This window comes from Tsukamurella asaccharolytica (assembly GCF_007858435.1).
GTDB lineage: Bacteria > Actinomycetota > Actinomycetes > Mycobacteriales > Mycobacteriaceae > Tsukamurella > Tsukamurella asaccharolytica.
On the sequence record NZ_VIGW01000002.1, the window covers coordinates 333,148 to 345,779 of the forward strand.

Annotated in this window: 20 protein-coding genes and 1 tRNA gene; 11 read left to right on the forward strand and 10 right to left on the reverse strand. The window is 69.1% G+C overall.

What is annotated here, in order from left to right; translation table 11 throughout:
- Position 1: 1 nt before the first annotated feature.
- Entirely contained in the window at positions 2-1,348 is a 1,347-nt protein-coding gene (locus FK529_RS04895; RefSeq protein WP_438947171.1) for a DUF7373 family lipoprotein, read from the reverse strand.
- A gap of 32 nt (positions 1,349-1,380) precedes the next feature.
- On the opposite strand from FK529_RS04895, the gene FK529_RS04900 reads away from it, so the two are divergent.
- A complete protein-coding gene (locus FK529_RS04900) occupies positions 1,381-1,647 on the forward strand; it encodes a hypothetical protein (RefSeq protein WP_146559902.1) in 267 nt (88 codons plus the stop codon).
- Between the two features lie 69 nt (positions 1,648-1,716).
- Here FK529_RS04900 and FK529_RS04905 read toward each other — a convergent pair whose 3' ends face one another.
- Positions 1,717-2,184 carry an SHOCT domain-containing protein gene (locus FK529_RS04905; protein WP_205124356.1) on the reverse strand — a complete coding sequence of 156 codons (468 nt, stop codon included), beginning with the start codon at positions 2,182-2,184 and terminating at the stop codon, positions 1,717-1,719.
- A gap of 376 nt (positions 2,185-2,560) precedes the next feature.
- Between FK529_RS04905 and FK529_RS04910 the strand changes: the two genes are divergently transcribed.
- Positions 2,561-3,136 (forward strand): hypothetical protein, encoded by a 576-nt coding sequence (locus FK529_RS04910; protein WP_146559903.1) that lies wholly within the window; start codon positions 2,561-2,563, stop codon positions 3,134-3,136.
- Positions 3,137-3,196: 60 nt separating this feature from the next.
- Here the strand turns inward: FK529_RS04910 and FK529_RS04915 are convergent, their stop codons facing one another.
- A complete protein-coding gene (locus tag FK529_RS04915; protein ID WP_146559904.1) occupies positions 3,197-3,484 on the reverse strand; it encodes a hypothetical protein in 288 nt (95 codons plus the stop codon).
- A 188-nt stretch (positions 3,485-3,672) separates the two neighbouring features.
- Here FK529_RS04915 and FK529_RS04920 point away from each other — a divergent pair, with 188 nt between their 5' ends.
- The 4 genes from FK529_RS04920 to FK529_RS04935 all read left to right on the forward strand — a co-directional run bounded on the left by FK529_RS04920 (position 3,673) and on the right by FK529_RS04935 (position 4,955).
- On the forward strand, positions 3,673-3,951 hold the full coding sequence (locus FK529_RS04920; RefSeq protein ID WP_146559905.1) for a hypothetical protein: 279 nt from the start codon (positions 3,673-3,675) through the stop codon (positions 3,949-3,951).
- Entirely contained in the window at positions 3,948-4,166 is a 219-nt protein-coding gene (locus FK529_RS04925) for a hypothetical protein (protein ID WP_146559906.1), read from the forward strand. Before FK529_RS04920 ends, FK529_RS04925 begins: the two co-directional genes overlap by 4 nt.
- Positions 4,163-4,522 carry a helix-turn-helix domain-containing protein gene (locus tag FK529_RS04930; RefSeq protein ID WP_146559907.1) on the forward strand — a complete coding sequence of 120 codons (360 nt, stop codon included), beginning with the start codon at positions 4,163-4,165 and terminating at the stop codon, positions 4,520-4,522. Before FK529_RS04925 ends, FK529_RS04930 begins: the two co-directional genes overlap by 4 nt.
- A 79-nt stretch (positions 4,523-4,601) precedes the next feature.
- Positions 4,602-4,955 carry a hypothetical protein gene (locus FK529_RS04935; RefSeq protein WP_146559908.1) on the forward strand — a complete coding sequence of 118 codons (354 nt, stop codon included), beginning with the start codon at positions 4,602-4,604 and terminating at the stop codon, positions 4,953-4,955.
- Positions 4,956-4,988: 33 nt separating this feature from the next.
- Here FK529_RS04935 and FK529_RS04940 read toward each other — a convergent pair whose 3' ends face one another.
- Positions 4,989-6,500 (reverse strand): hypothetical protein, encoded by a 1,512-nt coding sequence (locus FK529_RS04940; protein ID WP_146559909.1) that lies wholly within the window; start codon positions 6,498-6,500, stop codon positions 4,989-4,991.
- A gap of 76 nt (positions 6,501-6,576) precedes the next feature.
- Here FK529_RS04940 and FK529_RS19955 point away from each other — a divergent pair, with 76 nt between their 5' ends.
- Positions 6,577-6,747 (forward strand): hypothetical protein, encoded by a 171-nt coding sequence (locus FK529_RS19955; RefSeq protein WP_158635049.1) that lies wholly within the window; start codon positions 6,577-6,579, stop codon positions 6,745-6,747.
- 153 nt (positions 6,748-6,900) lie between these two features.
- Here the strand turns inward: FK529_RS19955 and FK529_RS04945 are convergent.
- Both FK529_RS04945 and FK529_RS04950 read right to left on the reverse strand, forming a co-directional pair.
- Positions 6,901-6,974 (reverse strand) — tRNA-Pro (locus FK529_RS04945).
- 55 nt (positions 6,975-7,029) lie between these two features.
- The gene (locus FK529_RS04950; RefSeq protein ID WP_146559910.1) at positions 7,030-7,980 is read right to left on the reverse strand and encodes a metallophosphoesterase; all 951 of its coding nucleotides are present in this window, start codon (positions 7,978-7,980) and stop codon (positions 7,030-7,032) included.
- Positions 7,981-8,033: 53 nt separating this feature from the next.
- Here FK529_RS04950 and FK529_RS04955 point away from each other — a divergent pair, with 53 nt between their 5' ends.
- Together FK529_RS04955 and FK529_RS04960 are read left to right on the forward strand one after the other, a co-directional pair.
- Complete coding sequence (locus FK529_RS04955; protein WP_146559911.1) at positions 8,034-8,498, forward strand: GatB/YqeY domain-containing protein; 465 nt, start codon at positions 8,034-8,036, stop codon at positions 8,496-8,498.
- Entirely contained in the window at positions 8,498-8,998 is a 501-nt protein-coding gene (locus FK529_RS04960) for a hypothetical protein (protein WP_146559912.1), read from the forward strand. The genes FK529_RS04955 and FK529_RS04960 overlap by 1 nt, the downstream gene beginning before the upstream one ends.
- A gap of 1 nt (position 8,999) precedes the next feature.
- Here FK529_RS04960 and FK529_RS04965 read toward each other — a convergent pair whose 3' ends face one another.
- The 4 genes from FK529_RS04965 to FK529_RS04980 form a co-directional block, all read right to left on the reverse strand.
- A complete protein-coding gene (locus FK529_RS04965; RefSeq protein WP_146559913.1) occupies positions 9,000-9,356 on the reverse strand; it encodes a fluoride efflux transporter FluC in 357 nt (118 codons plus the stop codon).
- A complete protein-coding gene (locus FK529_RS04970; protein ID WP_146560148.1) occupies positions 9,353-9,727 on the reverse strand; it encodes a fluoride efflux transporter FluC in 375 nt (124 codons plus the stop codon). The genes FK529_RS04965 and FK529_RS04970 overlap by 4 nt, the downstream gene beginning before the upstream one ends.
- Positions 9,728-9,734: 7 nt before the next feature.
- A complete protein-coding gene (locus FK529_RS04975) occupies positions 9,735-10,160 on the reverse strand; it encodes an organic hydroperoxide resistance protein (RefSeq protein WP_146559914.1) in 426 nt (141 codons plus the stop codon).
- A 94-nt stretch (positions 10,161-10,254) separates the two neighbouring features.
- Complete coding sequence (locus FK529_RS04980; protein ID WP_146559915.1) at positions 10,255-10,695, reverse strand: Fur family transcriptional regulator; 441 nt, start codon at positions 10,693-10,695, stop codon at positions 10,255-10,257.
- Between the two features lie 121 nt (positions 10,696-10,816).
- On the opposite strand from FK529_RS04980, the gene FK529_RS04985 reads away from it, so the two are divergent.
- Positions 10,817-11,662 (forward strand): LysR family transcriptional regulator, encoded by an 846-nt coding sequence (locus FK529_RS04985; RefSeq protein WP_146559916.1) that lies wholly within the window; start codon positions 10,817-10,819, stop codon positions 11,660-11,662.
- Positions 11,659-12,561 carry a serine hydrolase gene (locus FK529_RS04990; protein ID WP_146559917.1) on the forward strand — a complete coding sequence of 301 codons (903 nt, stop codon included), beginning with the start codon at positions 11,659-11,661 and terminating at the stop codon, positions 12,559-12,561. The genes FK529_RS04985 and FK529_RS04990 overlap by 4 nt, the downstream gene beginning before the upstream one ends.
- Positions 12,562-12,632: the final 71 nt, after the last annotated feature.

Below are 12,632 nucleotides of genomic sequence, written 5' to 3' on the forward strand. Positions count from 1 at the left end.
CCTACTTCACAGACCGCATGATCGACAGGCTTGCGCTCGCTGCCTGCTGTGCCTGAGTCAGAGTCGGCGCTGAGACCACCGCGAGATACCGCCCGTGGATCACGGCGCAGCGATAGCGCGTCGAGGACACCTTCGCGCAGCGTCCGACGGCGTTGTCCACACCAGGCAGGGCGATGTCGGAGACCTTCGGCGGGACCACAGCTTCGTCGAGGAACGCCCTCGCCTTCGTCGCATCGCCGAGGCGGTAGACCTGACTGTTGTCGGTGTTCCCAATGAGGTCGAACCCGTAATCCCGCATCCGCAATACGTCTTCCGTCTTGCCCGGAGACTCGACCACGGAGGCTTTGAACGTGCGCCATCCATCACCGAGCCCGAACCCTGGCGAAAGCCCCAGCTTCGCGCCCAGCGAGTCGGCGGTTCTCGTACTTGCGAGTGTGCGGGACATGATCCCGTCGTTGTCCATCGGCACACTCGGACCGCTGACAGTCCCAGCAAGGGAAACGACTGGCGTGGGGCGATACCCCGCAGCGTCAGCGTACTGCTTGTCGAGCGCCTTGCCCGCCAGCGTGAGCGCGGCCTTGTCGTCAGCGACACGAACCTGTACGCCTACGACCGCGAGTTGCCCGTCGCGTGGCGCTACCAGCGTCACGTCCGTGGTCGCCGTGGCACCTGATCCACTCGTGGTGCGACGCACCATGCGCGCGCCAGAAGCTGTGGTGACACCAGCAGGAATAGGCGCAGCCCCACTGCCTGCAACTCCCGCAAGAACGTCGCTCGCGCGTTGCGCAGCGGCAGCATCGGCGAACCTGAGCAGGCCGATACGGAGCACCGTCGAGTTGTCAGAGGCGACGGTGGCGAACCCCGCCTGAAACGGAACAGTCGCGAACGCGTCAAGCTGCGCAGCGGTGAAGAAGGTGATCCCGCCCGCTGTGGCACTGAGCTGGGAAGGTCCGATCAGCGCGGTCGCCGTTGTGCCTGGAACCTTCTTGCTCATGGTCGAGTCCACGTCCCACGGGGCGGTCACGTTCTCAGCGATCAACCAGCCCTCCTGCTGCCAAGAGTCCGCCGCAGACACAGCTTTCACCTCACGCGGAGAGGTGTTGTAGTTGCCCGTATCCAGCCTGTGAGCAGCAGCTACCGAAGGGTCAGGTTGCGCGTCGCCCCCGACATGTTCTGAGCATCCCGTGAGTGCAACCACCAGCGCGCAGAGCACCGCCAGAGGCGTCCAGTGTCTCCCCATGCCCCAGGACGCTACATGGGGACCGTCCTGTTCGTGAGCACCTGCAAGCTCGCGCCTACCGCCTGTTAAGCCGTGTACGGGAACCTCGTTCTCGAAGGCGCGGGACATCCCGCGTGCAACCTACCTCGGAGGGGAAGAATATGAACAAGGCGAAGCGGACGATGGCAGGCCTGATCGCTGGCGCGGCTGTGTTCACGGGCGTTGGGGCGGTCAGCACGGTCGCTGCGGGAGCTGCGTCGGCGTCCACCTGCACGTACCACACGCGCATGATGTTCGGGAACAACATCGTGGACGGCTACGGTGGTGGTCCGCAGACCGCAACGCAGAACGCGTACTCGAAGGCGAAGGCGCACGGCATCTCGACGGTCGGCGGCAAGCGCATGTGGACCCAGTACGAGTGCAACTGATCATCGGCGTCACATAGAGCGGAGCCCGCTTTCCGATCATGGAGAGCGGGCTCTCGTTATGCACGGGAATTAGCCTATGAGCTTGCGCTTAGCGGTCTCGAACTCCTCGGGCGTGAGCGCGCCCGCGTCTCGCAGCGCCGCCAGCTTGGCAAGCTCGTCGACCCACGATGTCGGTGCGGGCGGTGCCGCCGCAGCAGGCATGGGCGCGGGCGGGGTCGGACGCGCGTTGCTCCCGAACTTCGGGTGCGCACGCAGGACCTGCTCGATCTTCTGAGCGGTTCCGTGGTTCACCGCTGCCTCGGCGAGCGTCGTGCCCGAGCCCTGCACGACGAACACCTGTTGCAGACCCGACGCACCGAGCCGCTTTTTGTCATCGCGCGTTACCTTCCGCACCGAGAACCCGACGATGTCCGCGACGTTCACTCGAAACGCTGGCAGCAGCTTGCCCGTCTGGCGATACTCCACGGTGTCGCCGTAGTCGATCACGCTCCCGTTGCCCACACCGAGCCCGATTGAGTTGCCTGTTTCTCGCGCCATGTCGTCCCCCTTCTTGGACCAGTTCGGGGTGATCGTATCGACGCGATGAACCTTCCCAGGCTGGATTCTCACGAGAGCGTCCGACCTTCCCCTCGCACACGGGGACGACGGGCTCATCTCCGCACGCACGGCAGGTACTTGATGTCGGGATCAGCGCGCGGCCGGCGTACAGGATCGTCGCGGCGGCGCGAGGCGAGGAGCTGTGCCAGAACGCGGGATGACGGGCTATTGGCAAGGACCGTTTTGGCGGGGGTTCTGTCACACCGCGAGCTGGGGCGATCCGAACCCCCGCGTCCGCGAGTGGAGGCTGCCAGAGGTTTAGTTCTGGCGGGCGACGAAACAGGGCCGTGGACGGGTCCGTGGGGATGATTCCCGCATGGGAGCCATCATCGCCGCGCTCGTCGGACTCACGGGCGTCAGCATCGTTGCGTTCATCGCGAGGCAGACCGCCATGTCCATCGCCGAGCTGAACGCGGACCAGAAGCGCAGGGACGTGCAGCTCGCCGCGTCGAAGGAGTACGCGGACACCGTGATCGCCACGGCGGGCGCGATGGAGGCGCACGCCTGGTACGCCGAGGATGAGGTACTCGAATCCCGAACGCTCACTCCCGAACAGTGGCGCGACGCGAGCCACCTCGTCCGCCCACTCCGCGAGAACGCCAGCAAGCTCGACTACCTCGTGCTGATGATCGACGACGAAGAAGTGCGGCGGCTCAACGCCGTGTTCTCCAACCTCGCGAAGCGGATTCTCGCTGCGCCCGATGAGGAGGGCGACGGACTCGACGCCCTCGAGATATTCAACGACGCAGTGCGGAAGGACCAGCCCGACTCGATCACTGCGCTCGTGGAAGCCGCGCACGACCTTCGCGCCCGCCAGCTCGCCACCTACCCGATTCACGCACCAGGACTGATCCGTGGGTGGCGTGCTCGACGGCGCGTCACACGGGACTGAGGTAGGGAACGCGCGCTGCCCCCGCCGTGACCTTCGACGGGGGCAGCTCCGCGTGGACGGTCAGCTCTGTCGCATGGCATCGCCCAGGTACGGCATCGAGGGCATCGACGGTCTGCTCGGCTTCGGAGCCGCTCGCTCCTTTGTGATCCCCCGCCGACGGGTGATGCGCGCGTTCATGAACGCGCTGCGCTCCGTCGCCACCGTCAGGCGCGGGTCCACGCCCTGACGCTCGGCGAGCTTCGCCGAGAGCCGCTTACAGAACTCCACGAGAGCCTGCTCGACCTCGTGCTCGACCTCGTGCTCGATCAGGTCCGCGACCGCCGCTGCGGTCTCGTTCTTCTCTGCCATGTTGACCTCTTGGCTTCCTCTTCTCAACGCGCCCCAGCAGACCAGAATCGCTGCGGGTGACGGGCAGAGCATGCACCTCACATCGCCGCTGCGACGTACGCGACGCGAGTTGCAGGGTGCGCGCCCACGCCCCGAGGACGTGACACAGCGAGTCCCCACGCGCGCCGTGACCCGACCACGCTGGGGGCATGTCCGATCACCTGTCCAGCTCAGCTCCCCACGCGCTCGTCCCTGTGACCGAAGCCGCCGCACTCCTCGGCGGCTCCCCTGCCCTGTACATCGCGCTGCTCGCGGGCGGGCTGGTCGAAGGCGAGCTGCGGGACGGCGTGTGGCACGTGGACACGGACGTGCTCGCGGCGGCGCTGGCGGTGCGGGAGCGGACTAGCTTGCCGTCGCCAGTAACCTGCGCGACCTGCACCGATGTCGCACAGGGACACCCCGACCCAACCGTGGACGGTGCCGCGTGAACGGGCGGTGGGAGGTCATCCGCCACGCGGACGGCTCCGTGGGCGTGCTCGTGGTGCCGTACCTCCCGTGGACATGCACAGTGCCCAGCTCCGTCGTCCGCTTGACGCGGTGGGCGGAGCGAGCGGGCGAATTGGAGCTGGCGGACGCGCTGGTTGCGGAGGCTGTGCGCATGATCGAGCGGGGCGTGATCGAGCTGGATGACGGCGGGCTGTGACACGGCTCCCGCCCGACGTGCGTCGGCTCATGCGGCTCCGCGCTGCGCTGGGCGCGACGGAGGACACGCACGCCGAGTACATCGAGCGCGTGCGCGGGCAGGCCCAGGAGCGGCACGAGCGGTTCACCCGTGAGCACCCGTGGACAGGGCACCGCATCCTGCGGATCAGGCCGATGCGAGAGCGGCTGCGCATGAGCGCGGCGGACTTGGCGGAAGCGACGGGCATGTGGGAAGTCGAGGTCGAGATGATCGAGGACGGGTCGGCGACGGCGAGCGCGGAGCAGCTCGTGGAGCTGGCGTGCGCCCTGTTCACGACCGTGGCGCAGCTAGAGGGGAAGGAACCGCCGCGTGTGTAGGGATCAAAACTGGTGCGCTAATCCGTACATCCGCGAGGACATAATCCAGCTCGAATGCGGGGCATATAGCGAGTGGGTTATGGCGACAGTATCGCTGCATAAGCGGGGCGAAATCACGGCGGCGGTCACGGGCGATTACATCGCCGCTGAGTGGCTGCCCGAGGAACACGCCTGGGGCCTGTGGGCGGCGTGCGACATGCCCTCGGCCCTCGTCACGCTGCTCGGTCCAGCGGTCATCGGACATGCTGCGTCGGACAGAGCATGTCCGAGTATCGCGGAGCGGGTCATGGATGCGGTGACGGACGGTCTCGCGCACGGACCGAGCGTGCGGGTGGCGCTGGACGGAGGCGAGCTGCGGGTGGAGCTGAGGCTCGCGGACACGGGGATGGACGTGGATGCGAGCGAAGCGTCGTGTGGGTGGTGGGTGGACTGATGTGGACGCCGAAATAGGGGCTCAACGGGGTGCTCAACACAGCGTAGGTTCACGATAGCGGATCACGGAGCCGCTCGGCAACGTGATCACGAGCTTGCCTGGCAGCGCGACACCAAACGGCGTGCGGGGGATCGCATCTGCGAACAACAGACGCTGCGCGAGTCCGCCCGTGAGGTCTTCGAGCAGCACACCAAGCTTGTCGTCCTGCGCGTGCACGGTGAGGATGAAGCGATAGATACCACGGAGCATCGTGGGATCGGTCTTCGTCTTCCCCCCGAGTGTCTCACCACTCACGGCGGCTTTCAGCTCCTCCCAGAGGATCGAGTTGATCATCGTCAGGAGCTTGTTGAGCTTTCCCACCTCGGTGTACTCGATCCAACGGCTCTCGGACACCTGCACGCGCTCCGTCGTGACCTTCGGGTCGCCCTTCTTCCCGCCGTTCCCGCCCTGCAGGTTCAGCACACCCGCCAGCGGGTCCGACTTGACCTCCCCCAGGTACTCGGCGGCGAGAGCCTGCCCCGACTGGATCGCGTACCTCGGCGAGACATGAGGCTTCGCCCACCCTCCGTTCGCGGTCACAGGGGTTCCGTCCGGCACGCGGATTTCCACTTGGCGCTCAACGATCTTCGCGCTCTCGCCCTTGCCCAGCCCCGCAGGCCCAAGCAGCGCCCACGCCAGGTTCATCGGGAGGGGGCGTGCATGGTCGAAGACCGTCATGATGTGCGGCGGGAGGATGTCCGCGACCGTGCAGATGAGGTACGCCAGCGCCGCTAGCGGGCTCACGCCGATAGCCTCCGCACGGGCACGCAGTTCGCGCAGTAGCGGTGTGCAGAACACGGCGTCCAGATACGCGCCGTCATCGACATCTTCGACGTGAGCGTGCATCGGTGGAGTGCCTACGGGATCAGGGATGTATGCCTCGGGATCGTCGGTGCCCTCGGGCGACTCGGACGCGCTCTGCTCCGCCTGCGCCGTCACGGGCTCCTCCGCCGCCTTCGCCGTCGTCGAGGGCAGCAGCGGAGCCGTCTCGCCACCTGCCGTGGTCGCCGCCACTTCGGGTACGGCCCGTAGCCGCTCACGCTCTGCCTGCACCATCGCCTCCAACTGCTGTTCTGCTGCTGATCCTGCGCCCCAGTCGGGGCCGCCCGTGGTCTCCCGCACCGCCTCGGCGGCAAGGTCAAACGCCTGCCAGACCGCCGTGTCGGGCTTGGTGCCCGCCTCCTGCGCGAGCTGGGCCGCCTCGCGCCGCAGTGCATCGGCGTCCGCGAACAGCGTTCGTGCCCACTCCGCCAGCTCCTCGTCCAGCACCTCGCGGAGGTCCGCCGCCTCCTCGGCGGACGGAACGGTCCCCGATTCGAGGTCGAGCACGGTGTCCCAGACGGTGTAGTCGGCGAGCACGCCGCCCTGCTCGCGCTCGTTCTCGACCAGCCACGCCACGAGGTGCTCGCGAAGGGACTGATCGGTCACGGTGCCGAGGTAGCCGAGCGCGAGGCTCGGCTGGCGGCGCATCGTCGCCAGGAGCACGTTGAGGACGGGGGCTGTCATGGTGTCCACGGTCAGCTCGGAGTCCGCGAGGGCGTCCCGCAGCTCGCGAAGCTCTGCGATCAGCTCAGGAGCGAACGTGCTCGCGGTCCAGCGGATGCTCGGGCACGAGGACGCGGGGCTCACCCTCAACACGTACGCCGACCTGTTCCCCGACGATCTGGAAGCCGTGTCGGGGAAGCTCGATGAAGCGCGGACAACGGCGCTCGCGGGCAAGTCCCGAACCACGTCCGAGGAGCCCGCGCGGTAGGCAGTTCTGCCTACCCGATTCGGACATCTGGACGGTGGGAGAAATCCCGCTGCCTACCGAGGCTCTCCCAGGCGATCCCCGACCACGGATACAAGTAAGGACTCTACCCGAGTTTCCCCAGGTAGAGCCCCTGCTGTCGTCTCAACCAACGAGTCGGGGTGGCGGGATTCGAACCCACGACCTCTTCGTCCCGAACGAAGCGCGCTACCAAGCTGCGCCACACCCCGTGGTGACAACCTCGATAAGGCTACTACAGCCAGCTACGGGCGGGAAATCGGCAGGTCAGGCCCGCACCGCCTCGGGGGCGATGACGGGGCCGAGCTCCGCCTCGCGGTCGCGCACGGGCGCGCCGATGAGGGTGAGGAGCGATGCCTCGGGGCGGCAGAACGTGCGGAACGGCGCCCACGGCGACGTTCCTAGCCCGGCGCTCACGTGCAGCTTCATGTGCGCGCCCCAGGCGGAGGCGCCCTTCACTCGCGAGCGATCCAGCCCGCAGTTGGTGATGAGCGCGCCGTACACCGGCAGGCACAACTGCCCGCCGTGCGTGTGGCCGGCGAGCGCGAGGTCGTAGCCGTCGGCGGCGAAACGGTCGAGCACACGCGGCTCCGGAGAGTGCGTCAGCGCGAGCCGCAGGTCGACTGCCTCGTCGGCGCGACCGGCGACGGTCTCGTACCGGTCTCGATCGATGTGCGGGTCGTCGACGCCCGCGACCGAGATGGTGACCCCACCGACCTCGAGACGCCGCACCGCGTGCGTGGCGTCGAGCCAGCCGCGCTCCGCGAACGCCGCTCGCAGATCCTGCCAGGGCAGGGGGGCGCCGTGCTGCCGCTCGTGATTCTTGTCGAAGTATTTCGCCGGATTCTTCGGCGTCGGCCCGAAGTAGTCGTTGGAGCCGAAGACGAACAGGCCCGGCCGCGCGAGGAGGGGGTCGAGCGTCTGCACCACCGCGGGGACCGCCCGCGGATGCGACAGGTTGTCGCCCGTGTTCACCACGAGGTCCGGCTCAAGTGCGGCCAGCTCGCGCACCCACCCCTGCTTACGCCGTTGCCCCGGCGTCATGTGCAGGTCCGAGATGTGCAGGATCCGGACCGACGGCGTCCCCGGCGGCAGGATCGGCAGCGTGTGCTCGCGCAGGGTGAAGGCGTTGCGCTCGAAGACTCCCGCGTAGGCGATGGACGCGGCCCCCGCGCCCGCCAGTCCGGCGCCGGCCTTGAGAAGAGGATGAACTGCCATTCCCCCAGAATACTCAGCACCCGCACCGCCGCACACCGCGTAACTTGGACGTCATGTCAGAAGTGAAGTCCGCTATCCGCGACGATCTCAAGACCGCGATGAAGTCGAAGGACGTGCTCGTCACCGGCACCCTGCGCATGCTGCTCTCGGCCATCCAGAACGAGGAGACCTCCGGCACGGCGCACGCCCTGACCGACGAGGAGTTCCTCAAGGTGGTCGCGCGCGAGGTGAAGAAGCGCGGCGAGGCCGCCGAGATCTTCGAGGAGAACGGCCGCGACGAGCTGGCCGCCAAGGAACGCGCCGAGGCCGAGGTGATGTCCCGCTACTTACCGAAACAGCTGAGCGACGACGACCTGAACGCCCTGGTCGACGCCGCCGTCGCCGAGGTCACCGCGGAACTCGGCGAGGCGCCGACGGTGCGCCAAATGGGCCAGGTCATGAAGATCGCGAGCGCGAAGGCGGCGGGCGCCGCGGACGGCAAGCGGCTCTCGTCCGCCGTCAAGGCGAAACTCGCGTAATGGCGACGGTGCGCCGTCCCGGCGCGATGTGGCTGTGGATCCCCGTCTCGCTCGCCGCGGGCGCGGGGGCCATCGCCCTGTACGTGACGGCGATCATCCAGTGCTCGGCGCTACTCGGCACCGCGGGCTACCCGGGGAGCTTCCCCACGTCACCGCTGGGCGTGCGCACGATCACGATCCTGATCATCGCGATCGTAGGGCTCGGGGCCGTCGCGGCGATGGCCTTCACGGGGCTCTTCGCCCTGTTCGGACAACGCTGGGCGACGCTGCTCTACGGCCTGGTGACGTTCGTCGGCTTCCTGCTGGCCGCCGCTTCCGTTCTGCTCGGCAACCCGCGGGCCTACGCCGATCCGGTGAGCCGATTCGGCGTCGACCACAACGGCGCGCCACTCGCCGGCCTTCCGATGTGGGGCGCACTGATCGTCATGTTTCTGATGCTCGTCTCGCTCGCCCTCACCCGACCGGTGTACCGCTACGCGGTCGAGCGCAGCGGCGCATGAATCAGAGCGCGCCGAGCGCGTAGCCGCTCCACACCGCGACGACGCTCGCGACGAGCGTGGACAGCCCGTACACCACGCCATCGCGGTAGCGCTTGTCGCGCAGCAGGGTCAGGGTCTCGATGGTGGCCGTACTGAACGTCGTGTAGCCGCCGCACACGCCGGTACCGAGCACCGCCAGCGCCGTCCCGCCGAGCCCGCCGCCCGCGACCGCGCCGGCCAGGACGCCCAGCACGAACGATCCGGACACGTTGATCGCCGCCGTCGCCCAGACGGACAGGCGGCCACGCAGCGCACCGTCGGCCACGTAGCGCAGAACGGCCCCGAGGCCCCCGCCGAGGACGATCAGAACGGTCGTCATCGGCGTGCCACCGCCGCCCCGGCCAGGGCCGCGACGAGGCCGAGGAGCACCGTCGCGCCGGCGTACACGGCGCCGACCGCGGACGCCGCGGCGTGGATGTCCAGCGCGAACGCGCTGTAGGTCGTCAGACCTCCGCAGAAGCCGGTGGCCAGGAGCAACCGAACGCGGCGGTGCCGTTCGTCGTCGGGCCGCTGGGCGAGTGCCTCGACGATGACGCCGAGGAGGAAGGCGCCCATCAGGTTCACCGCGAACGTCGCCCACGGGTAGGGGCTGTGCGGTAGCCAGCGCCCCACCTCGGCGCGCACGAGGGTGCCCGCCGCGCCGCCGAGGAAGACCAGTCCCAGGGCGGCGGGCCGCAGCAGAGTGCTCAGGGTTCGGTCAGACCGCGGTGGTGAGGTCGACGTCGATGTTGCCGCGCGTCGCGTTCGAGTACGGGCACAGCTGGTGCGCCTTGGCGACGAGAGCCTCCGCGTCCGCCTGGGCGAGGCCCGGGAGGGTGGCCTTGATAGCGGCGTTGATGCCGAACCCCGAATCGGTCTTGCCGAAGCCGACGGTGACGTCGACGGTGGTGTCGTCCGGGACGGCGACCTTCTCGTTGCGGCCGACTGCGCGGATCGCGCCCAGGAAGCACGCCGCGTAACCGGCGGAGAACAGCTCCTCCGGGTTGGTCCCCTCACCGTTGCCGCCCATCTCCTTCGGGGGCCGGGTGTCCAGGTCGATGCGGCCGGTGGCGGACTTCACGTGCCCGTCGCGGCCGCCACCGGTGGCGGTCGAGGAGATGGTGTAGACGACGTCCAAGCTCATATCCGGCGCTCCTTCGCGTAGGTGTCCGCCCCGTCCGAGCGGTCCCTTCCGACACTAGTCCGATCCGCGACCGGCCTCCCGGCGATGGTCTCCATCAGACCGACGATGCGGTCGTTCGGGGAGCACAGTCGGGACAGTAGCCCCAGAAGGTGACCTCCGCTTCGTCGATGACGAAACCGTGATCGTCGTCGGCGGTGAGGCACGGCGCGGCGCCCACGGCGCAGTCGATGTCGACGATCTTCGCGCACGACCGGCACACCAGGTGGTGGTGGTTGTCGGCGACGCGGGCCTCGTACCGGACCGCCGATCCGGCGGGCTCGATGCGCCGGAGCAGCCCCTTCTGCGCACACACCCGCAGCACGTCGTAGACGGTCTGCGTCGCGACGGTGCCGAGCCTGCTGCGCAGGTACTCGGCCACGTCGTCGGCCGTGGCGTGCGGGTGCCGGTCGAGGAAGCCGAGCGCGGCGACGCGGGGCGCGGTGATCCGCAGCCCCACACCCCGCAGCCGGTCCTCGGCGGTGTCCACCTCAGTCATGCGAATTAGAGTACGCCCGACTCTGGAATGATTCCAGGGTCTGCCGGCCGGTGTGAGCAGTGCCGATCCTTGCGGTTCCCGGGTCCGCGCACGCGGGACTCGGCTGGCTAGACTCCGGCGCATGGACCTCGTCCGGCACCTGCGCTTCTTCGTCGCGGTGGCCGAGGAGCAGCACTTCGGTCGCGCGGCGGACCGCCTCGGCATCACGCAACCGCCGGTCTCGGCCGGCCTGCGCCGCCTCGAGGAGGCCCTCGGTGTCACGCTCATCGACCGGAGCCGACGGGGCGCCGACCTCACCCAGGCCGGGCGTGAGCTTCTCCCCCGCGCTCGGGTCATGGTCCGCGACGCGGACCGGTTCGTGGCCGAGGCGGCGCGGCTGGGAGCGGGGGCAGGGGAGCGCCGGGTCGCGCTCTGTGACGCGCTCGGCTCCGCGGTGTCCGCCGCGTGCGCCGCCGCCCTGTCGCCCCGGGTCGACGGTGCGCCACTGACTCTCTCGGCCGGCGCCTCGCCGCAGCTCGCGCGGGCCGTCGCCGAGGATCTCCTCGACGTCGCGGTGGTCGAACACCCCGTGTTGGGCGACGGCGCACCGTCGGGCCCGGTGATCGCGCTACAGCGAGACTTTCTCGTCCCCGAGGGCTTCCGCTCGCCCCGCCTTCGTGACCTGTCGGCGCTGGCGGTGGCGCTGCCGCCGCGCGCGGCGAACCCGCCCGCGGCCGACCTGCTCCTGGACCGGCTCACGGCACGCGGCATCACGTCGACGGTGCTCATCACCGAGACCGAGGCCGCCGCACACGCCGCGGTGGCCGCGGGCCTGGCGTTCACGCCCGCCCCCGCCGGCGGCGATGCCCCCGCCGGGACCGCGCGCCGCCCTGCCTCGGATTTCCCGTTGCGGGTCAAGGTCCTCGGGCGCCGCGATCACCCGGACGCGACGCGGCTGGAGTCGGTGCTGTGGCGGCTGGGCCGGTGACCACCGCCGAGCGGATCGACGCCGTCTTCGCCGATGCCGGTTGCAACGGCTGGCTGCACGCACGCGTCGTGGGCCGAACGTCGGATCCGGTCGCCACGCTGTCCGTCGGCGGCGAGCAGCCCGTCGTGCCCGCGTCGGTCTACAAAGTGGTGCTGCTGGTGGCGGCGGGGCGCGCGGTCGATGAGGGACGGCTCGATCCCCGAGCCCGGGTGCTCGTCGATCCCGCGGCGGCCACGCCCGGGCCGACCGGTATCGCGACGCTGTCCGATCCCGTCGAGATGAGCGTGCGCGACCTCCTGCGCTCGATGATCGCGGTCTCCGACAATGCGGCAGCGGGCGAGTTGATGCGGATGGTGGGGCTCGACGCCGTGCAGAAGGTCGTCCACGACCTGGGGCTGCGTGGCACGCGGATCGTGGGCGGCGACGCCGAGATCCACGCGGCCATGATGGCGGAGACCGATACGCACACCGTCGCCGAGGCCTTCGCAGCGCTCGCCGACGACGATCTCGCTCGTCCCGTCCGTGCCTACGATCCGACTTTCGGCAGCGCGACCACGGCCGCGGACATGACCGCGCTGCTCGCCGCGGTGTGGTCTGACGCCGCGGCATCTGCCGCGCAGTGCGCCTTCGCGCGTGCAGCGCTCGCCGGGCAGGTCTTTCGTCACCGGATCGCCTCGGGCTTCGGCTCGGCCCCGTCGATCGCGGGGAAGACGGGGACCCTCGGCGCGCTCCGCAATGAAGTGGCGGTCGTCGCGTACCCCGGCGAGCACCCGGTCGCGGTGGCCGTGTTCACCCACGCGGCGCGCAACGATCCGAGCCTGCCGCGGGTCGACGCGGCCATCGGAACGGTCGCGGCCCTCGCGGTCGACGCGCTTCGCGTACCGATCGACCTGGACTGATAGCGAACTGCAATCGACATGGCTGGTTTCGCTCTTTGGCGAGTATCGCGGCATACGGGTTGACTGGGCGC